This window comes from Priestia megaterium, from assembly GCF_023824195.1.
Classification (GTDB): domain Bacteria; phylum Bacillota; class Bacilli; order Bacillales; family Bacillaceae_H; genus Priestia; species Priestia megaterium_D.
On sequence record NZ_CP085442.1, the window covers coordinates 76,864 to 102,213 of the forward strand.

A 25,350-nucleotide genomic window follows, 5' to 3' on the forward strand; every position below is an offset into this window, starting at 1 on the left:
GGAGAAATTGTGAAACTTTCCTTATAGTCATTCGTATAAAGTAAATTAATGATACATTATTGCGTGTACATTATAAGGATGAGTCATTCCTATGGAAAAGCAAGTGAACAATTTTATGACAAAACATCAGTTATTATCCGCAGGCTCTACGGTGGTTGTAGGTATTTCTGGTGGTCCTGATTCTTTAGCACTGCTGCATTTCTTATGGAGTCTGAAAGAGCAAAAATCTCTCACGATTATTGCTGCTCATGTTGATCATATGTTCCGGGGCAAAGAGTCACAGCAAGATATGGAATATGTGCAGAACTACTGCAAACAATTGAATATTAAATGTGAGGCGAAGCAGATTGATGTTACTGCCTATCAGAAGGAAAGAAAGTTATCTTCTCAAGTAGCTGCCAGAGAATGCCGCTATACATTTTTTACTCATGTTATGAAGAAGCACAAAGCAAATCTTCTTGCATTAGGACATCACGGAGATGATCAGATTGAAACGATGTTAATGCGAATGGTCCGAGGTAGTACGATGAATGGATACGCAGGGATGCAGCCCAAGCGGCCATATGCGGATGGATTTATTATTAGGCCGTTCCTAGCCGTAACGAAAGAAGAAATCAATCGCTACTGTAAGCTACATGGGCTTACCCCTCGGATTGATCCGAGTAATGAGAAAGACTCGTACACGAGAAATCGGTTTCGTCATTACGTTTTGCCATTTTTAAAGCAAGAAAACGCCGCTGTACATGAAAAATTTCAACAATTTAGCGAGAACTTGCATGAAGATCAAGCATACTTAGAGGAATTAACGACCGATGTGATGAATAAAGTAATGAGAAAGAAATTGCAAAATGAAATTCTCATTGATAGAGATTGTTTTCTAAGGATACGCAAGCCTTTACAAAGGCGTGGTATTCAACTAATATTAAACTATCTCTATAAAGAAATTCCTCCAACCCTTTCCTCAGCGCATGTTGACACGTTAGTAGGATTTTGTAAAAGTGAAAAACCGTCTGGGACGCTTGACTTTCCAAATGGTTTACGCATTATCCGATCTTACAACGACTGTCTTTTCACCTTTAATGAGGGAAACATCGAGCCATATGAATTTATTGTTCCGATTCCAGGGGTCGTCGAGCTTCCAAATGGTCACCAGCTTATTTGTGAAATACATAATAAAGTCGAAGATATAAAAGGAAACGATGTTTTTCTTTTAGATGAAGCTCACGATTTACAATCATTAAAGGTAAGGACACGAAAAAATGGCGATAAAATGCGAGTAAAGGGCATGAAGGGACATAAAAAAGTAAAGGATATTTTTATCGATGAAAAAATCCCTTTACACTTCAGAGATCATTGGCCGGTAGTGGAAGATAGCCAAGGAACTATTTTGTGGCTACCTGGTTTGAAAAAATCTGCTTATGAACTGCATACACATAAGTCCAGATATGTTATTTTATACTATAAGTAGCGAAAACTTCTAGGAGGCAAGTAAGGAATGAAGCAGGATATTCAAGAAATTTTGATTTCAGAAGAAGAAATACAACAGAAAGTAAAAGAATTGGGTAAGCTATTATCTGAGGAGTACGCTGACCGTTTTCCTTTGGTAATCGGTGTATTAAAAGGTGCTATGCCTTTTATGTCTGATCTAATTAAGCGTGTTGATACATATTTAGAAATGGATTTTATGGATGTATCAAGTTATGGCAATGCGATGGTTTCTTCTGGTGAAGTAAAAATCCTAAAAGATTTAGATACATCAGTTGAAGGTCGAGACATTCTTATCTTAGAGGATATTATCGACAGCGGCTTAACACTTAGCTATCTTGTAGAGTTATTCAAGTACCGTAAAGCTAAGTCAATTAAGATTGTCACACTCTTAGACAAACCAACAGGTCGTAAAGCAGCTATTAAAGCAGATTACGTTGGATTTGAAGTACCTGATGCATTCGTAGTAGGGTATGGATTAGATTATCAAGAAAAATATCGTAACCTGCCGTATATTGGGGTTCTTAAACCGCAAGTATACAGCAATTAATAAGCACATATTCAAGTGCAATTTATTGGATAGGATAAATGTTCTATGTTAGTATTGAATACAGTATTTGTTTATCGTGGGAGGAGGTAAGAAATGAATCGGATCTTCCGTAATACCATCTTTTATTTACTTATATTTTTAGTCATTATTGGCGTGGTAAGCTTCTTTAGTGGCTCTAATCAAAAAGCAGAACCAATGAGATACGATACATTTGTTCAACACTTAGACAAAGGTGATGTGAAATCACTCTCTATGAAGCCTGAAAGAGGCGTGTATGTTGTGCAAGGGAAGTTAGATTCTTATAAAAAGGATCAAACGTTCCAAACTTACATCGTAGATGGTGACAAAGCACTTGATCGTATTGACGCTGCTTCAGAAAATAATCAAGTAGAAGTTGATTTTAAACCTGCTGATGAAACAAGCGGCTGGGTAACGTTCTTTACGTCAATAATTCCATTTGTTATTATTTTCATCCTATTCTTCTTCTTACTGAACCAAGCTCAAGGTGGCGGAAGCCGCGTTATGAACTTCGGTAAAAGTAAGGCTAAGCTTTACAGTGAAGAAAAGAAAAAGGTTAAATTTAAAGACGTAGCTGGTGCAGACGAAGAAAAGCAAGAACTTGTGGAAGTTGTTGAGTTCTTAAAAGATCCTCGTAAATTCGCAGAGCTAGGTGCAAGAATTCCGAAGGGTGTCTTACTTGTGGGACCTCCTGGTACTGGTAAAACATTATTAGCAAGAGCTGTTGCTGGTGAAGCAGGCGTTCCTTTCTTCTCTATCAGTGGTTCAGACTTTGTTGAAATGTTTGTTGGGGTCGGTGCTTCTCGTGTTCGTGATTTATTCGAAAATGCGAAGAAGAATGCTCCATGTATTATCTTTATTGATGAAATCGATGCTGTAGGTCGTCAACGTGGCGCAGGTCTTGGTGGCGGACACGATGAGCGTGAACAAACATTGAACCAATTGCTTGTTGAGATGGATGGTTTTGGTGCTAACGAAGGTATCATTATCATTGCAGCAACAAACCGCCCGGATATCTTAGATCCAGCGTTATTACGTCCAGGCCGCTTCGACCGTCAAATTACGGTAGATCGTCCAGATGTAAATGGCCGTGAAGCAGTGCTTAAAGTACATGCTCGCAATAAGCCTTTAGATGAATCAGTAAACTTAAAAGCAATTGCTATGCGTACGCCAGGTTTCTCAGGTGCAGATCTCGAAAACTTGTTAAACGAAGCTGCCTTAGTAGCTGCTAGACAGGACAAAAAGAAAATTGAAATGGTTGACATTGACGAAGCAACAGACCGCGTAATTGCAGGTCCAGCTAAGAAAAGTCGAGTTATTTCTAAAAAAGAACGCAATATTGTTGCTTATCATGAAGCAGGACATACAATTATCGGTGTCGTATTAGACGAAGCTGATATGGTACATAAAGTAACCATTGTTCCACGTGGGCAAGCTGGTGGATATGCTGTTATGTTACCAAAAGAAGATCGCTACTTTATGACGAAGCCAGAGCTGCTGGATAAAATTGTTGGATTGCTTGGTGGTCGCGTAGCTGAGGAAATTATTTTCGGCGAAGTGAGTACAGGTGCTCACAATGACTTCCAGCGTGCAACAAGCATCGCTCGTAAAATGGTAACAGAATACGGTATGAGTGAAAAGTTAGGACCAATGCAATTCGGTCAATCACAACAAGGCCAAGTATTCTTAGGTCGTGATTTACACAGTGAACAAAACTACAGTGATGCGATTGCTCATGAAATTGATAATGAAATCCAACGTTTCATTAAAGAAAGCTATGAGCGTGCGAAGCAGATCTTAACGGAAAACCGTGACAAGTTAGAGCTTGTAGCTCAAACGTTGTTAGAAGTAGAAACGTTAGACGCTGAGCAAATCAACCACTTAGTAGATCATGGAACTCTTCCAGACCGTTCTAGTCACGTAACAGATGAAGATGTTAAAGTAAACATCCAAACAAAGACAGACGATGAAGAGCCAAAAGCATAAGACAATAAAAATCAGTGGAGATATTCTCCACTGATTTTTTTATTGGTTAAAAGTTAGGTTTGGTAAAAGGTTTTTCTTATATATAGTGGATAAGTAGGATATACACTAGAGAATCGTGTCATTATATTCCTATTTTATCTAGAATATACACGTCTATTTACCAGTTATGGTATGATGGTTTCAGTGTAAATACTGAATTTATATAAAGTGGTGATTGAAATGATTTTTGTATTAGATGTTGGAAATACGAATACGGTATTAGGTGTATACGATGGAGATGAATTAAAGTACCATTGGCGTGTAGAAACAAGCCGTAATAAAACAGAAGACGAGTATGGCATGACAATCAAAGCCTTGCTTGAGCACGTTAGTTTATCTTTTAAAGATATTCATGGTATTATTATTTCCTCTGTTGTTCCTCCTATTATGTTTGCATTGGAGAGAATGTGTCAAAAGTATTTTCATTTAAAGCCGCTTGTTGTTGGTCCTGGAATTAAGACGGGTTTAAATATTAAATATGAAAATCCACGTGAAGTGGGAGCAGACCGTATTGTAAATGCTGTTGCTGGAATTCAGCTGTACGGAAGCCCTTTAATTATCGTTGATTTTGGTACCGCAACCACATATTGCTATATTGATGAAAATAAGCAATATATGGGTGGTGCGATTGCCCCTGGTATTAATATTTCGACAGAAGCTCTTTATTCAAGAGCATCTAAGCTTCCGCGAATTGAAATTGCGCGACCAAATAGCATTGTTGGAAAAAATACAGTATCTGCGATGCAAGCAGGTATTTTATATGGATACGTTGGACAAGTAGAAGGAATTGTAGCAAGAATGAAAGAGCAAGCAACAGTAAATCCTAAAGTTATTGCTACTGGAGGACTCGCAACATTGATTGCTAAAGAGTCGGATATTATTGATATTGTGGATCCATTTTTGACTTTAAAAGGATTGCAAATAATTTATACAAAAAATATGGAGTAAGAGGTGTATATTATGGGCGACTATTTAGTAAAAGCACTAGCTTACAATAGTCAAGTTCGCGCTTATGCGGTAAAAACAACGGATACAGTTGGAGAAGCGCAGCGCCGTCACTATACATGGCCTACAGCCTCTGCAGCATTGGGACGTTCAATGACTGCAGGAGTTATGATGGGGGCTATGCTAAAGGGTGAGCAAAAGCTAACAATTAAAATTGAAGGCCGAGGCCCAATTGGCGTTATTTTAGTAGACAGCAATGCCAAAGGGGAAGTGCGTGGATATGTAACAAACCCGCAAACTCACTTTGATTTAAATCAGCATGGAAAATTAGATGTAGCACGTGCTGTAGGTACAGATGGTACGCTAAGTGTCGTAAAAGATATTGGGATGCGTGATCAATTTAACGGACAAGTACCTATCGTATCGGGAGAATTAGGAGAGGATTTCACGTATTATTTTGTGACATCTGAACAAGTCCCATCTTCAGTAGGTGTAGGTGTACTTGTTAACCCTGATAACACGATCTTAGCTGCGGGAGGATTTATCATTCAGCTTCTTCCAGGAACAGATGATAAAACTATTACAGCTATTGAACAACGTTTGCAAACGATTGAACCAATTTCAAAACTGATTCAAAAAGGCCTTTCTCCTGAGGAAATCTTAGAAGAAGTTCTTGGAAAAGAAAACGTAAAGTTTCTGGAGACAATGCCTGTAGAGTTCAAATGTCAGTGCTCAGAAGAAAGAATTGCTAATGCTATTATCAGCTTAGGACAAGAAGAGATTCAATCGATGATTGAGGAAGACGGCCAAGCTGAAGCACAGTGCCATTTCTGTAATGAGACCTATCGTTTTGATAAAAAGCAGCTAGAAGAAATGAAAGAACAAGCAATTTAAATGAAATAAAAGATTCTTAAAAGGCGTCATTTTACAAATGAGCGCCTTTTTTTATAATTATTAAGTTCTATTTCTGTATATATTGATCTAAGAATATAACAAAATTAGGTAAATGGAAAGACAAAATGATTGACAATTTAGAAAACATCTGATAAATTGTATACAAAATCAATAAAATTAGTTGGTATTAGGAGTGGTCATATGGCACGTATTGCAAATTCAATTACAGAGTTAATTGGTCAAACACCAATCGTAAAACTAAACCGTCTAGTTGAAGAAGATATGGCGGATGTATATTTAAAATTAGAATTTATGAACCCAGGAAGCAGCGTAAAAGATCGTATCGCATTAGCAATGATTGAAGATGCGGAAGCAAAAGGTGTGTTAAAACCTGGCGACACAATCATTGAACCAACAAGTGGTAACACAGGAATTGGCTTAGCAATGGTAGCTGCAGCAAAAGGATACCGTGCTATTTTAACAATGCCTGAAACCATGAGTATTGAGCGTCGTAATCTGCTTCGTGCGTACGGGGCAGAGTTAGTGTTAACGCCAGGTCCAGAAGGAATGAAAGGGGCGGTTAATAAAGCAACTGAGCTTGCAAAAGAGCATGGCTACTTTATTCCTCAACAGTTCCAAAACGAAGCGAACCCAGAAGTGCACCGTCAAACAACGGCTAAAGAAATTATCGAGCAGTTTGGCGATCAGCTAGATGGATTTGTGGCAGGTATCGGTACTGGCGGTACTATTACAGGTGCTGGTGAAGTGTTAAAAGAAAAGTACCCAAACATCAAAATTTATGCGGTAGAGCCAGCTGATTCTCCGATTTTAAGCGGTGGTCAACCAGGACCTCATAAAATTCAAGGAATTGGTGCAAACTTTGTTCCGGATACGCTTAACACGGAAGTATATGACGAAGTTGTCGCTGTTCAAAACGACCAAGCTTTTGAATATGCCCGTAAAGTAGCAAAAACAGAAGGTGTACTAGTAGGTATCTCTTCTGGGGCTGCGATTTATGCTGCGTTAAAAGCTGCAAAACAGCTTGGAAAAGGTAAAAAAGTGTTAGCGATTATTCCAAGTAACGGTGAGCGTTACTTAAGTACTCCATTGTTCCAATTCGAGGAACAAACACAAGCATAAAAACGATAAAAAAACAGCTTCTATATGAAGCTGTTTTTTTTCATCTGAGAATCATGTAAAATGAAAGCAGGTGATTTATTTTTAGGAGAGTGAACAAATGCAGCAAAGAATGACTTGGGGCGAATCTATTTCTATCTCTAAAAACCAATGGTTCAAAAAATATCAAGAGTTGTCAAAAGAGGAACCGAATCATATCCTGCTTGAAAGCGGTCGAGGCGGAAAGTTTCAAATGATGGGATTAAAACCTGTAGCCATATTGCGAGGCGAACAAAACGAGCTTCATATCAAAACGGATGGCCGAGCTACTGTTCAAAAAGGTAATCCGCTTCATCTTATGCGAGACTGGGTGAAGAAGTTTGAAGCAGAGGTGAATCCAGATCTTCCTCCTTTTCAAGGTGGAGCAATTGGCTTTATTAGCTATGATTATATCCGCTATGTAGAAACCATACCTGGTCTTGCTGAAGATTCATTGAAAACGCCGGACGTTTATTTCCTTATTTTCGATGACGTATTTGTATACGATCAAGAAAAGGAAAAGCTCTGGATTATAGTTAACGATGAAGCAGATTGTAAAGAGAAGGCACATAAGCGTATTGATCAATACAAAAAGGACTGGATGGAGGCAAGTGCTGAAGGACTATCATATGAGCGTATTCATCGTGTTGCCGAAAAGAGTGAGGTTTCGATGTCTGAAGCTGCTTTTTCAGATGCCACAACTCGCGTACATGAGTACATCGGGCAAGGCGATGTGTTTCAAGTGAACTTATCTGTTCGACAGTCTCAACAGCTTCAAACTCATCCTATGCATATCTACGAACAGGTACGAAAAATCAACCCGTCTCCTTACATGTCTTATATGCAGACAGAAGAATTTCACATTGTGAGCTGTTCACCAGAACTATTAGTGAAAAAAGCCGGTGATGAAATCAGTACGAGACCGATTGCGGGAACGCGCTCTCGCGGTAAGGATGATCAAGAAGACCAACAGTTAGCGGATGAGCTTATTCATAACGAAAAAGAGCGTGCAGAGCATGTGATGCTTGTTGACTTGGAGCGTAATGATCTTGGTAGAGTAAGCGAATATGGTACCGTTCATGTTGACGAGTTTATGGTTATTGAAAAGTATTCACATGTCATGCATATTGTGTCTAATGTAAAAGGCAAGCTTGCGCGCAACAAAGATTTTGTAGATATCGTAGATGCGGTTTTTCCTGGAGGAACGATTACTGGAGCACCTAAAGTTCGTACAATGGAAATCATTGAAGAACTTGAACCAGTTCGACGAGGAATTTATACAGGATCGATTGGTTGGATTGGGTTTAATGGAGATATGGAATTAAATATTGCGATTCGCACTATGATTATTCAAGACGGCCAAGCTTATGTGCAGGCTGGTGCGGGTGTTGTGATTGATTCAAATCCGAAACACGAATACAAAGAATCACTGAAAAAAGCAATTGCACTATGGAAAGCAAAAGAGCAGAGCGAAAATGAGCTGAGTGAGGGTGAGTAAAGATGATATTAATGATTGATAATTATGATTCTTTTACGTTTAATTTAGTACAGTATTTAGGTGAGCTAGGGCATGAGCTTCTTGTAAAAAGAAATGATGAAATTACACTTTCTGAAATTGAAGTGCTAAATCCAGATTTCTTGATGATCTCCCCGGGACCTTGTAGTCCTAACGAAGCGGGAATCAGTCTAGAAGCCATCGAGTATTTTGCAGGTAAGATTCCAATATTCGGCGTATGCTTAGGGCATCAGTCGATTGGGCAAGCTTTTGGAGGGAATGTGATTCGTGCGGATAAATTAATGCACGGTAAAACATCTGAAATGCATCATGATGGCCGTACTATCTTTAAAGGCCTTGATAATCCGTTCACGGCAACTCGATATCATTCTTTGATTGTAGAAAAAAGTTCACTGCCGGATTGCTTTGAGATTTCAGCGTGGACAGCAGAAGATGAAATTATGGCGATTCGCCATAAATCATTACCTATTGAAGGAGTACAGTTCCACCCTGAATCTATCATGACTTCTTACGGTAAAGAAATGCTGAAGAATTTTATTGAAACTTACGAAAAAAAGCGAGTGTAATGATATGTATATATACGTAAATGGCGAAGTAAAGCCTGCGTCTGAAGCCACTATTTCTCCGTTTGATCACGGATATATGTATGGGCTAGGGCTGTTTGAAACGTTACGAGTTTATGAAGGTCATCCATTTTTAGTGGAAGACCATCTGAATCGACTGCGTAGCAGCTTACGTGAATTAAATATTGTATGGGACTACTCTACACAGGATGTGTTGGGAATCATTAATAGTCTGTTAATGAAAAACAATGAGAGAAATGCGTATGTTCGATTAAATGTCTCAGCAGGAAATGGCGGAATTGGCTTGCAGGTGGAAGAATACGACAAGCCATCTACAATCGTATATATGAAATCAATGCCTCATCCATCGAGCCCCCTTGTAAAAGAGGGGCTTATTCTTGAGACAAAGCGAAATACGCCCGAAGGAACCATGAGGTTAAAGTCTCATCATTATTTAAACAATGTACTAGCTAAGCGAGAAGTTGGTTCAGACTTAAATAAAGAGGGTATCTTTTTAACAAAAGAAGGGTTCTTAGCCGAAGGTATTGTGTCCAATTTATTTTTTGTAAAGGATGATTGTGTATATACGCCGTCTCTTGAAACAGGTATCTTAAATGGAATTACGAGACAGTTTATCTTTACGCTTTTACAAAGGAAAAACATAGAGGTTGTAGAAGGCTTATTCACGGTGGAACAGCTCTTGGAGGGTGATGAAGCTTTCGTTACAAATTCCATTCAAGAAATCGTACCTCTTCGAAGTATAAAGGATAAGCAGTTTTCAGTAGGAGACCATACGTTGACAGCTCAGTTGCAAAAAGAGTATCGCTCTTACACGATGTCGCTAATGAGTCGACATGAGCTACATGTATAAAAGCGAAAGGAGAGGCTAAAGATGGATAAAATTTATGTGAATGATATGCGTTTCTATGGATATCATGGCGTATTTCCAGAAGAAAATAAATTAGGGCAGCGTTTTCACGTGGATTTAGCTGTAGAACTGGATTTAAAACAAGCTGGTACTACGGACAATTTAGAATACTCGGTGAGCTATGCAGATTTATACCAAACATGCCAGGAAGTTGTAGAGAAGCGCACGTTCAAGTTAGTTGAAACGGTGGCCGAAACGATTGCATCTGAATTGCTTGCTAATTACGAACTCGTGCAGGCTTGTACAGTAAAGGTATATAAGCCCGATCCGCCAATTCCCGGTTATTATCAATCGGTAGCTATTGAAATTAAAAGGAGCCGTTGAATGACAACAGAAGCATATATTGCATTAGGATCAAACATTGAAAATCGAATGGAACATTTGAAGTCAGGAGTTACTGGCTTGATGAAACCCTCTGAGATTAAGGTAGTGGCTGTTTCATCTGTTTATGAAACGGCCCCGGTCGGGTATACGGATCAAGCAAGCTTTTTAAACATGGTAGTAAAAATACAAACAACGTATTCGTCAGAGCACCTTTTAGATTGTTTGCAAGCCATTGAACAAACGGCAGGTCGAAAAAGAGAGATTGTATGGGGGCCTAGAACCCTTGATTTAGATATCTTACTTTATAGTAACGAAATCATTCATACGGATAGGCTGAGCGTCCCTCATCCTCGAATGTTTGAACGAGCATTTGTGATGGTTCCTCTAAACGAACTAGCTCCATCTCTTATTCTCCCTGTAGCGGAAGAAAAAGTTGAAACCATCACAACACGTTTATCGGATTTAAAAGATGTAAAATTATTTCGAAAGCAAACAACTGGTATACTAGATATGTTCGAAAATAATAGTAATGATTTACATAAGTAAAAATGAATCTTATTAGTTGATTCATTTTTATATTGGAGTAAAGTAGAGTTCAGAGTGAAAACTTTGGGGTTTGGGTTCGCAGCTTGTTGGTCTATTGGGCAACTTGTTATAGAAATCGAAGAAAAAGAGAAGCGAAGCAAGAATAAAGCGATTTGACATAGAGAAACGACTGAACCTATAATAATTTTAAAGAAACGTAGTAGTTGCCAGTAAACATGCTGGCCTTTTTTCTGTTTCGGAAAACTTAATTATACGATGGAGATGAGTAAACGATGAGTCATGAAGAATTAAATGATCAATTTCTCGTTCGTCGCGAAAAAATGAGCAACCTACGAGATCAAGGTATTGATCCGTTTGGTCAACGTTTTGAACGTACACATACATCACAGCAATTAATTAGTGAGTATGACGAGTTAACAAAAGAACAGTTAGAAGAAAATGAAGTGCCTGTGTCACTAGCTGGTCGTATTATGACAAAGCGTGGAAAAGGAAAAGCAGGTTTCGCTCACGTTCAAGATTTAACGGGACAAATTCAGCTTTATGTACGTAAAGATGCAATTGGCGAAGAACAGTACGAAATCTTCAGCAGCGTAGATATCGGTGACTTGGTAGGGGTTGAAGGTGTTTTATTCAAAACAAAAGTTGGCGAACTTTCTATTAAAGTAAAAGATTTTACGTTACTAACAAAAGCGCTTCGTCCACTTCCAGATAAATATCATGGTTTAAAAGATATTGAACAGCGCTACCGTCAACGTTACTTAGATTTAATTACAAACCCAGAAAGTAAACAAACATTTATCTCAAGAAGCCGTATTATTCAATCGATGCGCCGTTACTTAGATAATCATGGATATTTAGAAGTTGAAACACCAATGATGCATTCAATCGCAGGTGGAGCAGCAGCTCGTCCGTTTGTGACACATCACAATGCGCTTGATATGGAACTTTATATGCGTATTGCGATTGAACTTCATTTAAAACGTTTAATCGTAGGTGGATTAGAAAAAGTATATGAAATTGGCCGTGTATTCCGTAATGAAGGTGTATCTACACGTCACAACCCTGAATTTACAATGATCGAGTTGTACGAAGCGTATGCGGACTACAAAGATATCATGGCTTTAACAGAGAACTTAATTGCACACATCGCGCAAGAAGTACTTGGCACAACAAAGATTCAGTATGGCGATCAAGAGGTAGATTTAACTCCAGAGTGGACAAGACTTCATATGGTCGATGCTATTAAACAATATACGGGCGTAGACTTCTGGGGAGAAACATCTGTTGAAGAAGCTCGTGCTTTAGCGAAAGAACACGGGGTAGAAATCACTGAACATATGCAATATGGACATATTGTAAATGAATTCTTTGAACAAAAAGTAGAAGAGCAGTTAATTCAACCAACGTTCATTTACGGACATCCTGTAGAGATCTCTCCATTGGCTAAGAAAAATGCGGAAGATCCGCGTTTTACTGACCGTTTTGAGCTGTTTATCGTTGCGCGTGAACACGCGAACGCATTTACAGAGCTAAATGATCCAATTGACCAACGTGAGCGCTTTGAAGCTCAGTTGAAAGAGAAAGAACAAGGAAACGATGAAGCACATGAGATGGATGATGACTTCATTGAGGCATTAGAATATGGTATGCCACCTACAGGTGGTCTAGGAATCGGTATTGACCGCCTTGTTATGTTACTAACAAATGCACCGTCAATCCGTGATGTACTATTATTCCCACATATGCGTCAACGCTAAAAAAGAGATGGCTACGGCCATCTTTTTTTTAGTTAATAATATTAGAAAATTTAAACTTTTAATTTACCTCTTGTTTTTATGAAATTGATTTGGTATATTTATATCTGTTGCTAACGCAGACAAGCGAAAACAACAAAAAATAAAAAAAGTTGTTGACATTACGTTAATAACTTGATAAGATAGTAAAGTCGCTTAAGAGCGGCGGTTGAACTTTGAAAACTGAACAAAGCGACAAACGTCAACGTTAATTTTTATTTTTTAAATTGAGCAAGTCAAACATTTCTTCGGAGAGTTTGATCCTGGCTCAGGATGAACGCTGGCGGCGTGCCTAATACATGCAAGTCGAGCGAACTGATTAGAAGCTTGCTTCTATGACGTTAGCGGCGGACGGGTGAGTAACACGTGGGCAACCTGCCTGTAAGACTGGGATAACTTCGGGAAACCGAAGCTAATACCGGATAGGATCTTCTCCTTCATGGGAGATGATTGAAAGATGGTTTCGGCTATCACTTACAGATGGGCCCGCGGTGCATTAGCTAGTTGGTGAGGTAACGGCTCACCAAGGCAACGATGCATAGCCGACCTGAGAGGGTGATCGGCCACACTGGGACTGAGACACGGCCCAGACTCCTACGGGAGGCAGCAGTAGGGAATCTTCCGCAATGGACGAAAGTCTGACGGAGCAACGCCGCGTGAGTGATGAAGGCTTTCGGGTCGTAAAACTCTGTTGTTAGGGAAGAACAAGTACAAGAGTAACTGCTTGTACCTTGACGGTACCTAACCAGAAAGCCACGGCTAACTACGTGCCAGCAGCCGCGGTAATACGTAGGTGGCAAGCGTTATCCGGAATTATTGGGCGTAAAGCGCGCGCAGGCGGTTTCTTAAGTCTGATGTGAAAGCCCACGGCTCAACCGTGGAGGGTCATTGGAAACTGGGGAACTTGAGTGCAGAAGAGAAAAGCGGAATTCCACGTGTAGCGGTGAAATGCGTAGAGATGTGGAGGAACACCAGTGGCGAAGGCGGCTTTTTGGTCTGTAACTGACGCTGAGGCGCGAAAGCGTGGGGAGCAAACAGGATTAGATACCCTGGTAGTCCACGCCGTAAACGATGAGTGCTAAGTGTTAGAGGGTTTCCGCCCTTTAGTGCTGCAGCTAACGCATTAAGCACTCCGCCTGGGGAGTACGGTCGCAAGACTGAAACTCAAAGGAATTGACGGGGCCCGCACAAGCGGTGGAGCATGTGGTTTAATTCGAAGCAACGCGAAGAACCTTACCAGGTCTTGACATCCTCTGACAACTCTAGAGATAGAGCGTTCCCCTTCGGGGGACAGAGTGACAGGTGGTGCATGGTTGTCGTCAGCTCGTGTCGTGAGATGTTGGGTTAAGTCCCGCAACGAGCGCAACCCTTGATCTTAGTTGCCAGCATTTAGTTGGGCACTCTAAGGTGACTGCCGGTGACAAACCGGAGGAAGGTGGGGATGACGTCAAATCATCATGCCCCTTATGACCTGGGCTACACACGTGCTACAATGGATGGTACAAAGGGCTGCAAGACCGCGAGGTCAAGCCAATCCCATAAAACCATTCTCAGTTCGGATTGTAGGCTGCAACTCGCCTACATGAAGCTGGAATCGCTAGTAATCGCGGATCAGCATGCCGCGGTGAATACGTTCCCGGGCCTTGTACACACCGCCCGTCACACCACGAGAGTTTGTAACACCCGAAGTCGGTGGAGTAACCGTAAGGAGCTAGCCGCCTAAGGTGGGACAGATGATTGGGGTGAAGTCGTAACAAGGTAGCCGTATCGGAAGGTGCGGCTGGATCACCTCCTTTCTAAGGATTTTTACATGACGTACGTTTTGACACTTTGTTCAGTTTTGAGAGTTCAATCTCTCAATTATAGAAAGCACACTACTTTCTTCTTATCTAATAAGAAGAATTTTGGTTGCGATTGTTCTTTGAAAACTAGATAACAGTAATTGCTGAGGAAAAGTGAAACTTTTCTTTAATCAAACCAATAAATAACACAACATTACGTTGTACCATTTATTCGCTAATGGTTAAGTTAGAAAGGGCGCACGGTGAATGCCTTGGCACTAGGAGCCGATGAAGGACGGGACTAACACCGATATGCTTCGGGGAGCTGTAAGTGAGCTTTGATCCGGAGATTTCCGAATGGGGAAACCCACTGTTCGTAATGGAACAGTATCTTTATCTGAATACATAGGATATTGAAGGCAGACCCGGGGAACTGAAACATCTAAGTACCCGGAGGAAGAGAAAGCAAATGCGATTTCCTGAGTAGCGGCGAGCGAAACGGAATTAGCCCAAACCAAGAGGCTTGCCTCTTGGGGTTGTAGGACACTCTATACGGAGTTACAAAGGAACGAAGTAAATGAAGCGACCTGGAAAGGTCCGTCGAAGAAGGTAACAACCCTGTAGTTGAAACTTCGTTCCCTCTTGAGTGGATCCTGAGTACGGCGGAACACGTGAAATTCCGTCGGAAGCTGGGAGGACCATCTCCCAAGGCTAAATACTACCTAGTGACCGATAGTGAACCAGTACCGTGAGGGAAAGGTGAAAAGCACCCCGGAAGGGGAGTGAAAGAGATCCTGAAACCGTGTGCCTACAAGTAGTCAGAGCCCGTTAACGGGTGATGGCGTGCCTTTTGTAGAATGAACCGGCGAGTTACGATCCCATGCAAGGTTAAGCTGATAAGGCGGAGCCGTAGCGAAAGCGAGTCTGAATAGGGCGTTTAGTATGTGGTTGTAGACCCGAAACCAGGTGATCTACCCATGTCCAGGGTGAAGTTCAGGTAACACTGAATGGAGGCCCGAACCCACGCACGTTGAAAAGTGCGGGGATGAGGTGTGGGTAGCGGAGAAATTCCAATCGAACCTGGAGATAGCTGGTTCTCTCCGAAATAGCTTTAGGGCTAGCCTCATGTTGTAAGAGTCTTGGAGGTAGAGCACTGATTGGACTAGGGGCCCCCAACGGGTTACCGAATTCAGTCAAACTCCGAATGCCAAAGACTTATCCATGGGAGTCAGACTGCGAGTGATAAGATCCGTAGTCAAAAGGGAAACAGCCCAGACCACCAGCTAAGGTCCCCAAGTATACGTTAAGTGGAAAAGGATGTGGAGTTGCTTAGACAACCAGGATGTTGGCTTAGAAGCAGCCACCATTTAAAGAGTGCGTAATAGCTCACTGGTCGAGTGACTCTGCGCCGAAAATGTACCGGGGCTAAACGTATCACCGAAGCTGTGGATTGACATCTTTGATGTCAGTGGTAGGAGAGCGTTCTAAGTGCAGCGAAGTCAGACCGTAAGGACTGGTGGAGCGCTTAGAAGTGAGAATGCCGGTATGAGTAGCGAAAGACAAGTGAGAATCTTGTCCACCGAATGCCTAAGGTTTCCTGAGGAAGGCTCGTCCGCTCAGGGTTAGTCGGGACCTAAGCCGAGGCTGAAAAGCGTAGGCGATGGCCAACAGGTTGATATTCCTGTACCACCTCCCCGCCGTTTGAGTAATGGGGGGACGCAGTAGGATAGGGTAAGCGCGCTGCTGGATATGCGCGTTCAAGCAGTTAGGCTGATGAGTAGGCAAATCCGCTCATCATGAAAGCTGAGCTGTGATGACGAGGGAACTATAGTACCGAAGTTCCTGATTCCACACTGCCAAGAAAAGCCTCTAGCGAGGCGGGAGGTGCCCGTACCGCAAACCGACACAGGTAGGCGAGGAGAGAATCCTAAGGTGATCGAGAGAACTCTCGTTAAGGAACTCGGCAAAATGACCCCGTAACTTCGGGAGAAGGGGTGCTCTGGTAGGGTGTATAGCCCGAGAGAGCCGCAGTGAATAGGCCCAGGCGACTGTTTAGCAAAAACACAGGTCTCTGCGAAGCCGCAAGGCGAAGTATAGGGCTGACGCCTGCCCGGTGCTGGAAGGTTAAGAGGAGGGGTTATCCTTTGGGAGAAGCTCTGAATCGAAGCCCCAGTAAACGGCGGCCGTAACTATAACGGTCCTAAGGTAGCGAAATTCCTTGTCGGGTAAGTTCCGACCCGCACGAAAGGCGTAACGATCTGGGCACTGTCTCAACGAGAGACTCGGTGAAATTATAGTACCTGTGAAGATGCAGGTTACCCGCGACAGGACGGAAAGACCCCGTGGAGCTTTACTGTAGCCTGATATTGAATTTTGGTACAGCTTGTACAGGATAGGTAGGAGCCTGAGAAGCCGGAGCGCTAGCTTCGGTGGAGGCGTCGGTGGGATACTACCCTGGCTGTATTGAAATTCTAACCCGCGGCCCTGATCGGGCCGGGAGACAGTGTCAGGTGGGCAGTTTGACTGGGGCGGTCGCCTCCTAAAATGTAACGGAGGCGCCCAAAGGTTCCCTCAGAATGGTTGGAAATCATTCGTAGAGTGTAAAGGCACAAGGGAGCTTGACTGCGAGACCTACAAGTCGAGCAGGGACGAAAGTCGGGCTTAGTGATCCGGTGGTTCCGCATGGAAGGGCCATCGCTCAACGGATAAAAGCTACCCCGGGGATAACAGGCTTATCTCCCCCAAGAGTCCACATCGACGGGGAGGTTTGGCACCTCGATGTCGGCTCATCGCATCCTGGGGCTGTAGTCGGTCCCAAGGGTTGGGCTGTTCGCCCATTAAAGCGGTACGCGAGCTGGGTTCAGAACGTCGTGAGACAGTTCGGTCCCTATCCGTCGTGGGCGTAGGAAATTTGAGAGGAGCTGTCCTTAGTACGAGAGGACCGGGATGGACACACCGCTGGTGTACCAGTTGTCTTGCCAAAGGCATCGCTGGGTAGCTATGTGTGGACGGGATAAGTGCTGAAAGCATCTAAGCATGAAGCCCCCCTCAAGATGAGATTTCCCATAGCGCAAGCTAGTAAGATCCCTGAAAGATGATCAGGTTGATAGGTCAGAGGTGGAAGCGTGGCGACATGTGTAGCTGACTGATACTAATCGATCGAGGACTTAACCAAACTTTTAAAAGCGTAAGCTTTATACTCAGCAAACTGTTATCTAGTTTTGAGAGAGCAATCTCTTGTCTGGTGGCGATAGCGAAGAGGTCACACCCGTTCCCATACCGAACACGGAAGTTAAGCTCTTTAGCGCCAATGGTAGTTGGGACTTTGTCCCTGTGAGAGTAGGACGTTGCCAGGCACCTGAAAAAGGACTAGCTATTTTAGCTAGTCCTTTTTTGTTTACAATTTATTTGTTTTATGAAAAAGTATAGTAAGAAAAATAAAATTCACGATTTGCAGGTTTTGAAATAAATTTTAGTGGCAACGATAAAAGTAAAGAATAAACTTTAATAGTACATAGTTGAAAATTTTTTCGTTTCCTTTTATATTTAAATTAAGGTCAAATATAGTCAAAGTCAGAAGGAGGGGGCAGCGTGCCAAATATCTCTGACATTATCGAACAGTATTTAAAACAAGTACTTGAATTAAGTGAAAGAGAAATTGTTGAAATAAGGCGCAGTGAGATTGCTGATAAATTTCAATGCGTTCCGTCGCAAATTAATTACGTTATCAATACCCGTTTTACAGTTGAGAGAGGTTATCTTGTAGAAAGTAAGCGAGGCGGCGGCGGCTTTATTCGTATTGCAAAAGTAAAAATGCATGATGCAGCGGATTTGTTTCAGCAAGTAATTGAGATGATTCAAAATGAAATTTCACAAGTAAGTGCTGAAAACGTCATTATTAGGTTAGTTGAAGAAAAAGTCATCACAGAACGAGAAGCAAAAATCATGTTGAGTGTTATCAATCGTTCAGTTATTAATATTGAACTTCCTTATCGTGATGAGCTAAGGGCTAATCTTTTAAAAGCAATGCTTAATTCATTACGCTACCGATAAGCTCATGATCTATTTTATTTAGAACAGGGAGTGATGACAGGATGATTTGTCAGCAATGTGAAACGAGACCTGCAACTCTTCACTTCACAAAAATTATTAATGGTGAAAAGACGGAGATGCATGTATGTGAACAATGCGCTTCAGAAAATGGAGATACATTTTCTTTTTCAAATCAGCAAGGTTTTTCAATCAATAACTTACTAGCTGGCCTACTTAACCTAGATCCAGTAGTAACTGAAAATTATAAGCAACAAAGTCATGAGGTTCTTTCTTGTCCTACTTGTGGTATGACCTATCAAAAATTTGCTAAAATCGGCAGGTTTGGATGTGCAGATTGCTACAAAACATTTGAGCGACCTCTTATTCCTTTCTTGAAGAGGCTGCATGGAGGTAATTATCTACATCATGGAAAAATACCAGCAAGAATTGCAAGTAATCTTCATTTAAAAAAGGAATTACAGGCATTAAGATTGAACTTAAAAGAGTATATCGAAAAAGAGGAGTTTGAGAAAGCAGCCGAACTCCGAGATCACATTCGATTACTAGAAAAGAAGATGAACGAATCGAGAGAGGAGGAAGCGTAATTCATGTCCCAGGATTTGTTCTTTTCCCAGCCTGTTAGCTCTTGGATGCGTCAAGAAGCTTCAAATTCAGATATTGTTCTAAGCAGTCGAATCAGGCTGGCTCGAAATTTAACTCATTATCTTTTTCCAACTCTCTTTTCTAAAGAACAAGCAGTTGAAGTGGTTCGAGTATTCGAGCAAGTTTTTCAAAAAAGTGAGAACACCAATCAGTGGAATTTGCATTTACTAAAGATGAACGAATTACAGCCTCTTCAAAAGCAAGTGTTGGTTGAAAAGCATCTTATCAGTCCTAACTTGGCTGAAGGAGATAACAACGGAGCTTGTTTTTTATCAGAAAAAGAAGATTTGAGTATTATGGTTAATGAAGAAGATCATTTACGCATACAATGTTTATTTCCAGGCCTTCAATTATCTGAAGCTTTAAGCACAGCGAATAAAGTAGATAATTGGATTGAGAAATACGTAGATTATGCGTTTGATGAAAATAGAGGGTATTTAACCAGCTGTCCCACAAATGTGGGTACTGGGCTACGTGCATCTGTGATGATGCATCTGCCGGCTTTAGTGATGACCCGTCAAATTCATCGTATTATTCCCGCTATTAACCAGCTCGGCTTAGTGGTGAGAGGAATTTATGGAGAAGGTAGCGAAGCTTTAGGGAATATCTTTCAAATTTCTAATCAGATAACCTTAGGGAAATCTGAAGAAGATATTGTGGCAGATTTAAATAGTGTCGTACAGCAGTTAATTACACAAGAGCACTCTGCAAGAGACGCGCTGTTTAAGACATCTCATGTAGAGTTAGAAGATCGAGTGTATCGTTCATATGGAGTATTGGCCAATAGCCGTATTATTGAGTCAAAAGAAGCTTCACAATGCTTATCAGATGTTCGATTAGGAATCGATTTAGGGTATATAAAAGGACTGAGTCAAAATATATTGAATGAACTTATCATTATGACGCAGCCAGGCTTTTTACAAAAGTATTCGGGAGGTCCCCTAAAGCCTCAAGAACGTGACATTAAAAGAGCCACCTTAATTCGAGAACGTCTCACTATAAATAAAAACACAAATTAAACGTGGAGGGTGACGATTATATGATGTTTGGTAGATTTACAGAGCGCGCACAAAAAGTATTAGCTTTAGCACAGGAAGAAGCACTACGCCTAGGTCACAACAACATTGGGACGGAGCATATTTTATTAGGTATCGTTCGTGAAGGTGAAGGAATTGCAGCAAAAGCTCTTTCTGCTCTAGGCCTAAGCACTGAAAAAATTCAAAAAGAAGTAGAAGCATTAATTGGCAGAGGCCAAGAATTAACGCAGACCATTCATTATACACCTCGAGCGAAAAAAGTCATTGAACTTTCAATGGATGAAGCCCGAAAGCTTGGTCATTCTTATGTAGGAACAGAACATATCTTACTAGGCTTAATTCGTGAAGGTGAAGGCGTTGCAGCACGCGTTTTAAACAATCTAGGTGTCAGCCTAAATAAAGCTCGTCAGCAAGTACTTCATTTATTAGGTAGCAATGAAGCTGCTTCAAGCCATCAAGGCGGAGGCTCTTCAAATGCCAATACACCTACGCTAGACAGCTTAGCACGCGATTTAACAGTTATAGCGCGCGAAGGAAGCTTAGACCCTGTTATCGGACGTGGGAAAGAAATTCAGCGTGTTATTGAAGTGTTAAGCCGACGTACAAAAAACAATCCTGTATTAATTGGGGAGCCAGGTGTCGGTAAAACGGCAATCGCTGAAGGTTTGGCTCAGCAAATCGTCAACAATGAAGTTCCAGAAATTTTACGTGACAAACGCGTTATGACTTTGGATATGGGAACGGTCGTTGCTGGTACAAAATACCGCGGGGAATTTGAAGATCGCCTAAAGAAAGTAATGGATGAAATTCGTCAAGCAGGTAATATCATTCTCTTTATCGATGAGTTACACACATTAATTGGCGCTGGTGGCGCAGAAGGTGCTATCGATGCTTCTAATATTTTAAAACCGTCTCTTGCTCGTGGAGAACTTCAGTGTATCGGTGCTACGACTTTAGATGAATACAGAAAATACATTGAAAAAGATGCAGCGTTAGAGCGTCGCTTCCAGCCAATTCAAGTGGATGAACCAACGTTGGAAGAGTCTATTCAAATCTTAAAAGGGCTTCGTGACCGTTATGAAGCGCATCACCGAGTATCTATTTCTGATGAGGCAATCGAGCAAGCGGTGAAACTATCAGATCGCTACATTTCAGATCGTTTCTTACCGGATAAAGCAATCGATTTAATTGATGAAGCTGGTTCAAAAGTGCGTTTACGTTCATTTACAACGCCGCCAAATTTAAAGGAATTAGAGCAAAAATTAGAATCAGTACGCAATGAAAAAGACGCGTCTGTTCAAAGTCAAGAATTTGAAAAAGCAGCATCTTTACGCGATACAGAACAACGCCTACGCGAAGAATTAGAAGACACAAAGAAAATTTGGAAAGAGCAGCAAGGTAAAGAAAATTCAGCTGTAACCGTAGAAGATATTGCGATGGTGGTATCTAGCTGGACGGGTGTACCGGTCTCTAAACTGGCACAGGAAGAGACAGAAAGACTGCTGAACATGGAAGAGATTCTTCACTCTCGTGTAATTGGGCAAGAAGAAGCGGTAAAAGCAGTTGCAAAAGCTGTGCGCCGTGCTAGAGCAGGCTTGAAAGATCCAAAACGTCCAATTGGTTCATTCATTTTCTTAGGACCAACAGGGGTTGGTAAAACAGAGCTTGCACGTGCATTAGCGGAGTCAATCTTCGGCGATGAAGATGCAATGATTCGTATCGATATGTCTGAGTACATGGAGAAACATTCTACTTCACGCTTAGTAGGTTCACCTCCAGGATATGTTGGATACGAAGAAGGCGGCCAGTTAACGGAAAAAGTAAGAAGAAAACCTTACTCAGTTGTTCTTTTAGACGAAATTGAAAAAGCGCATCCGGATGTATTTAACATTTTATTACAAGTGTTAGAAGATGGACGCTTAACAGATTCAAAAGGCCGTACAGTTGATTTCCGTAATACGATTTTAATTATGACATCAAACGTAGGTGCGGATACATTAAAACGAAGCAAGCACTTAGGATTCACAGTAGAAGCAGAAGGGCAAGACTACAAAGATATGAAAGGAAAAGTAATGGCGGAAATGAAGCGCGCGTTCCGTCCGGAGTTCCTAAACCGTATCGATGAAATTATCGTCTTCCATTCATTAGAGAAACCTCACTTAGCTGAAATCGTTAAATTAATGGCGGATCAGTTAACAAAACGCTTAAAAGAGCAAGAAATTGATCTTGAATTAACAAAAGAAGCAATTGATAAGATTGCAGAGGAAGGTTTTGATCCAGAATACGGTGCTCGTCCACTTCGTAGAGCAATTCAAAAACATATTGAAGACCGTTTATCTGAAGAGCTGCTAAAAGGGGTTGTTCAAAAAGGTCAGAAAGTGACGCTAGATGTAGACAAAGGAGAATTTGTTGTTAAATCCTCCGCTCCAAGCAGCATCAGCTAAATTTACTCAAACCAAGACGAGGCATACGAAAAAACACGTATGCCTCCCTTTTTATTTTAGCTTAGGAAATAGTGTACAATAGAGATAGAAATCGATTGAATGAACGGAGAGATTGATAACATAATGGCCAAACGAAAAACAAAATTTGCATGTCAGCATTGCGGATATGAATCAGCAAAATGGATGGGGAAATGTCCCGGATGCGGAAGCTGGAATTCTATGGTAGAAGAAATGGAAGAAACGAAATCATCACGCCGAGGAGCTTTTTCCGGAGCTACTGCTTCTAAAGTTCAAAAACCTCAGTCAATTACAGCGATTGAATCTACAACAGAACCACGAATTTTTACACCTTCTGCAGAGTTAAATCGTGTATTAGGAGGAGGTATTGTCAGAGGGTCACTCGTTTTAATAGGGGGAGATCCGGGTATCGGAAAGTCTACTTTACTTTTGCAAACCTCCGCGCAGTTAGCAATGAAACAAAATAAAGTACTATATATTTCGGGAGAGGAATCAACCAAACAAACGAAGTTAAGAGCGGACAGGCTAGGTGTAAAAGCTGAAGAGCTTTATGTTCACGCAGAAACAAACTTAGAATTAATACTAGAGGCCATCTCAAGCATGCAGCCTGATTTTGTGGTAATTGATTCAATTCAAACCATTTACCATGCTGATGTGACATCAGCGCCAGGAAGCGTCTCACAGGTGCGAGAGTGTACGGCTGAACTAATGCGTGTTGCTAAAACGAATGGAATTGCCATCTTTATTGTGGGTCATGTAACGAAAGAAGGGGCCATTGCAGGTCCAAGACTTCTTGAACATATGGTGGATACGGTTCTTTATTTTGAAGGAGAGCGCCATCATACGTATCGTATATTAAGAGCGGTTAAGAACCGGTTTGGATCTACAAATGAAATGGGCATTTTTGAAATGAAAGAAAGTGGGCTAGAAGAAGTATTGAATCCATCTGAAATCTTTCTAGAAGAACGATCTCAGGGAGCGGCAGGGTCGGTTGTTGTCGCTTCAATGGAGGGGACAAGACCTGTATTAGTAGAACTGCAGGCGCTAATCAGTCCAACGAGCTTTGGAAACCCTAGAAGAATGGCGACGGGAGTAGATCATAATCGCGTTTCGCTTATCATGGCTGTCTTAGAAAAGCGTGTAGGAATGCTGCTGCAGAATCAAGATGCTTATTTAAAAGTAGCAGGTGGAGTGAAATTAGATGAACCAGCAATCGATTTAGCTGTAGCCGTTAGTATTGCTTCAAGCTTCAGAGATGCTGCTTCTAGCGCTACAGATGTTATTGTAGGAGAGGTAGGATTAACAGGTGAAGTACGCCGAGTATCTAGAATTGAACAGCGCGTTCAAGAAGCGGTAAAATTAGGGTTCCAACGAATTATTATCCCGGAGAAAAATTTAGGAGGATGGAAAGTCCCAGATGGTATTGATGTGATTGGGGTATCAACAGTAGCGGAGGCTCTGCAATATACATTAGGAGGATAAGCAGTGGAAGGAGAAAAAACAACAGTTAGTCAAAAACAAATATCAGAAATTCTGCAGTTTGTAGCACCAGGAACCCCTATTCGTGACGGTATCGATAACGTCTTGCGGGCAAAGACGGGCGGCTTAATTGTTATGGGCTACAATGAACAAGTCAAAAAGATGGTAGATGGAGGGTTTTCGATTAATTGTGCATTTACACCTGCGCATTTATACGAGTTAGCCAAAATGGATGGAGCGCTTATTTTAAACGACAGCGGAAGCAAGATATTATTTGCTAATGCTCAGCTCATGCCAGACCCCTCTACTCCTTCTTCACAGACAGGAATGCGTCACCGTACAGCAGAGCGCGTAGCTAAGCAGTCAGGTGTATTGGTGATAGCCATTTCACAAAGGCGAAATGTGATTACGCTTTACAAAGGGTCTCTGCAGTATGTATTGAAAGACATTAGCGTTATTTTAGCAAAAGCAAATCAAGCGCTTGGAACTCTTGAAAAGTACAAGGCGGTATTAGACGAATCGATTACAAGTCTCAGTGCATTAGAGTTTGAAGAGCAAGTAACTCATACAGATGTGTTGCAGTCGCTTCATCGTACAGAAATGGTTCTGCGTATTAAAAATGAAATTTTGAGCTATATTAGCGAGTTAGGAACAGAAGGAAGACTAATCCGTCTCCAAATGAATGAACTACTTTCTCACTTAGAGGAAGAAGCAACTTTATTAATCAAAGATTATATGTATGACCTCAGCTTTGACCCTTACCGAGTAATTGAACGCATGCAGCAGCCGTCAAATAATGTTCTTCTCGATGACCAAACGCTCCTTCGCTTAATGGGATATCCCATGTATACAAGCTTTGAAGACAGCGTTATTCCTAGAGGGTATCGAATGCTTCATAAAATTCCAAGACTTCCATCGATTATTATTGAAAATCTCATTGATGAATTAGGGGATTTAAAAACGATAGCAGATGCGTCGGTAGAAGAATTGGATGAGGTAGAAGGCATCGGTGAAATTCGAGCAAGGAAAATCAGAGAAGGCCTAAAAAGACTAAAAGAGCAGCATCTTACAAACCGTCAGCTATAGGATATTAATTGACATTAAATGTTTGATTCATTAAGATATTGTGAAAATACAAAAAAAGTGACAGTTTG

Annotated in this window: 18 protein-coding genes and 3 rRNA genes; all 21 read left to right on the forward strand. The window is 41.4% G+C overall.

All coding sequences use genetic code 11. The features are described 5' to 3' along the window. Positions 1 to 91 precede the first annotated feature (91 nt). The 21 genes from tilS to disA all read left to right on the forward strand — a co-directional run bounded on the left by tilS (position 92) and on the right by disA (position 25,282). Positions 92 to 1,468, forward strand: coding sequence for a tRNA lysidine(34) synthetase TilS (tilS, locus tag LIS78_RS00440; RefSeq protein ID WP_209150820.1), 1,377 nt, complete (start codon positions 92 to 94; stop codon positions 1,466 to 1,468). Positions 1,469 to 1,495: 27 nt separating this feature from the next. Continuing rightward, complete coding sequence (gene hpt, locus LIS78_RS00445) at positions 1,496 to 2,035, forward strand: hypoxanthine phosphoribosyltransferase (protein WP_028412649.1); 540 nt, start codon at positions 1,496 to 1,498, stop codon at positions 2,033 to 2,035. A 93-nt stretch (positions 2,036 to 2,128) separates the two neighbouring features. After that, positions 2,129 to 4,039 (forward strand): ATP-dependent zinc metalloprotease FtsH, encoded by a 1,911-nt coding sequence (ftsH, locus tag LIS78_RS00450; protein ID WP_013054885.1) that lies wholly within the window; start codon positions 2,129 to 2,131, stop codon positions 4,037 to 4,039. 219 nt (positions 4,040 to 4,258) lie between these two features. Then, positions 4,259 to 5,026, forward strand: a complete 768-nt coding sequence (locus LIS78_RS00455) for a type III pantothenate kinase (protein ID WP_013054886.1) — start codon at positions 4,259 to 4,261, stop codon at positions 5,024 to 5,026. Positions 5,027 to 5,038: 12 nt separating this feature from the next. Beyond that, on the forward strand, positions 5,039 to 5,917 hold the full coding sequence (gene hslO, locus LIS78_RS00460; RefSeq protein ID WP_013054887.1) for an Hsp33 family molecular chaperone HslO: 879 nt from the start codon (positions 5,039 to 5,041) through the stop codon (positions 5,915 to 5,917). Between the two features lie 201 nt (positions 5,918 to 6,118). After that, on the forward strand, positions 6,119 to 7,057 hold the full coding sequence (gene cysK, locus LIS78_RS00465; protein WP_013054888.1) for a cysteine synthase A: 939 nt from the start codon (positions 6,119 to 6,121) through the stop codon (positions 7,055 to 7,057). 97 nt (positions 7,058 to 7,154) lie between these two features. Next, a complete protein-coding gene (pabB, locus tag LIS78_RS00470; RefSeq protein ID WP_195781469.1) occupies positions 7,155 to 8,570 on the forward strand; it encodes an aminodeoxychorismate synthase component I in 1,416 nt (471 codons plus the stop codon). A gap of 2 nt (positions 8,571 to 8,572) precedes the next feature. Beyond that, a complete protein-coding gene (gene pabA / locus LIS78_RS00475) occupies positions 8,573 to 9,154 on the forward strand; it encodes an aminodeoxychorismate/anthranilate synthase component II (RefSeq protein ID WP_013054890.1) in 582 nt (193 codons plus the stop codon). Between the two features lie 4 nt (positions 9,155 to 9,158). Further along, entirely contained in the window at positions 9,159 to 10,022 is an 864-nt protein-coding gene (gene pabC / locus LIS78_RS00480; RefSeq protein ID WP_195781468.1) for an aminodeoxychorismate lyase, read from the forward strand. A 21-nt stretch (positions 10,023 to 10,043) separates the two neighbouring features. After that, complete coding sequence (folB, locus tag LIS78_RS00485) at positions 10,044 to 10,403, forward strand: dihydroneopterin aldolase (protein ID WP_013054892.1); 360 nt, start codon at positions 10,044 to 10,046, stop codon at positions 10,401 to 10,403. Beyond that, entirely contained in the window at positions 10,404 to 10,949 is a 546-nt protein-coding gene (folK, locus tag LIS78_RS00490; protein WP_209150821.1) for a 2-amino-4-hydroxy-6-hydroxymethyldihydropteridine diphosphokinase, read from the forward strand. A gap of 272 nt (positions 10,950 to 11,221) precedes the next feature. Beyond that, the gene (gene lysS / locus LIS78_RS00495; RefSeq protein WP_013054894.1) at positions 11,222 to 12,706 is read left to right on the forward strand and encodes a lysine--tRNA ligase; all 1,485 of its coding nucleotides are present in this window, start codon (positions 11,222 to 11,224) and stop codon (positions 12,704 to 12,706) included. 281 nt (positions 12,707 to 12,987) lie between these two features. Continuing rightward, a 16S ribosomal RNA gene (locus LIS78_RS00500) occupies positions 12,988 to 14,538 on the forward strand. Positions 14,539 to 14,763: 225 nt separating this feature from the next. Next, positions 14,764 to 17,698, forward strand: a 23S ribosomal RNA gene (locus LIS78_RS00505). Positions 17,699 to 17,763: 65 nt separating this feature from the next. Continuing rightward, positions 17,764 to 17,879, forward strand: a 5S ribosomal RNA gene (gene rrf, locus LIS78_RS00510). The 16S, 23S and 5S rRNA genes sit together here, the layout of an rRNA operon. 235 nt (positions 17,880 to 18,114) lie before the next feature. Then, positions 18,115 to 18,576 (forward strand): CtsR family transcriptional regulator, encoded by a 462-nt coding sequence (locus tag LIS78_RS00515; protein ID WP_013054895.1) that lies wholly within the window; start codon positions 18,115 to 18,117, stop codon positions 18,574 to 18,576. A 41-nt stretch (positions 18,577 to 18,617) separates the two neighbouring features. After that, positions 18,618 to 19,160, forward strand: coding sequence for a protein-arginine kinase activator protein McsA (mcsA, locus tag LIS78_RS00520; RefSeq protein ID WP_252284529.1), 543 nt, complete (start codon positions 18,618 to 18,620; stop codon positions 19,158 to 19,160). A gap of 3 nt (positions 19,161 to 19,163) precedes the next feature. Beyond that, positions 19,164 to 20,237 carry a protein-arginine kinase McsB gene (mcsB, locus tag LIS78_RS00525; protein ID WP_013054897.1) on the forward strand — a complete coding sequence of 358 codons (1,074 nt, stop codon included), beginning with the start codon at positions 19,164 to 19,166 and terminating at the stop codon, positions 20,235 to 20,237. A gap of 20 nt (positions 20,238 to 20,257) precedes the next feature. After that, positions 20,258 to 22,699 carry an ATP-dependent protease ATP-binding subunit ClpC gene (clpC, locus tag LIS78_RS00530; RefSeq protein ID WP_195781465.1) on the forward strand — a complete coding sequence of 814 codons (2,442 nt, stop codon included), beginning with the start codon at positions 20,258 to 20,260 and terminating at the stop codon, positions 22,697 to 22,699. A 123-nt stretch (positions 22,700 to 22,822) separates the two neighbouring features. Next, positions 22,823 to 24,199, forward strand: a complete 1,377-nt coding sequence (gene radA / locus LIS78_RS00535; RefSeq protein WP_013054899.1) for a DNA repair protein RadA — start codon at positions 22,823 to 22,825, stop codon at positions 24,197 to 24,199. 3 nt (positions 24,200 to 24,202) lie between these two features. Continuing rightward, complete coding sequence (gene disA / locus LIS78_RS00540; protein WP_013054900.1) at positions 24,203 to 25,282, forward strand: DNA integrity scanning diadenylate cyclase DisA; 1,080 nt, start codon at positions 24,203 to 24,205, stop codon at positions 25,280 to 25,282. The last annotated feature ends 68 nt before the right edge of the window (positions 25,283 to 25,350 follow it).

What these genes read in the sequence shown, in the direction of transcription:
- mcsA (WP_252284529.1), top strand. Translation starts at nt 18,618, where the DNA reads ATGATTTGTCAGCAATGTGAAACGAGACCTGCAACTCTTCACTTCACA.
- pabC (WP_195781468.1), top strand. Translation starts at nt 9,159, where the DNA reads ATGTATATATACGTAAATGGCGAAGTAAAGCCTGCGTCTGAAGCCACT.
- mcsB (WP_013054897.1), top strand. Translation starts at nt 19,164, where the DNA reads ATGTCCCAGGATTTGTTCTTTTCCCAGCCTGTTAGCTCTTGGATGCGT.
- lysS (WP_013054894.1), top strand. Translation starts at nt 11,222, where the DNA reads ATGAGTCATGAAGAATTAAATGATCAATTTCTCGTTCGTCGCGAAAAA.
- clpC (WP_195781465.1), top strand. Translation starts at nt 20,258, where the DNA reads ATGATGTTTGGTAGATTTACAGAGCGCGCACAAAAAGTATTAGCTTTA.
- LIS78_RS00455 (WP_013054886.1), top strand. Translation starts at nt 4,259, where the DNA reads ATGATTTTTGTATTAGATGTTGGAAATACGAATACGGTATTAGGTGTA.
- hslO (WP_013054887.1), top strand. Translation starts at nt 5,039, where the DNA reads ATGGGCGACTATTTAGTAAAAGCACTAGCTTACAATAGTCAAGTTCGC.
- ftsH (WP_013054885.1), top strand. Translation starts at nt 2,129, where the DNA reads ATGAATCGGATCTTCCGTAATACCATCTTTTATTTACTTATATTTTTA.
- cysK (WP_013054888.1), top strand. Translation starts at nt 6,119, where the DNA reads ATGGCACGTATTGCAAATTCAATTACAGAGTTAATTGGTCAAACACCA.
- pabB (WP_195781469.1), top strand. Translation starts at nt 7,155, where the DNA reads ATGCAGCAAAGAATGACTTGGGGCGAATCTATTTCTATCTCTAAAAAC.
- pabA (WP_013054890.1), top strand. Translation starts at nt 8,573, where the DNA reads ATGATATTAATGATTGATAATTATGATTCTTTTACGTTTAATTTAGTA.
- hpt (WP_028412649.1), top strand. Translation starts at nt 1,496, where the DNA reads ATGAAGCAGGATATTCAAGAAATTTTGATTTCAGAAGAAGAAATACAA.
- radA (WP_013054899.1), top strand. Translation starts at nt 22,823, where the DNA reads ATGGCCAAACGAAAAACAAAATTTGCATGTCAGCATTGCGGATATGAA.
- tilS (WP_209150820.1), top strand. Translation starts at nt 92, where the DNA reads ATGGAAAAGCAAGTGAACAATTTTATGACAAAACATCAGTTATTATCC.
- folK (WP_209150821.1), top strand. Translation starts at nt 10,404, where the DNA reads ATGACAACAGAAGCATATATTGCATTAGGATCAAACATTGAAAATCGA.
- folB (WP_013054892.1), top strand. Translation starts at nt 10,044, where the DNA reads ATGGATAAAATTTATGTGAATGATATGCGTTTCTATGGATATCATGGC.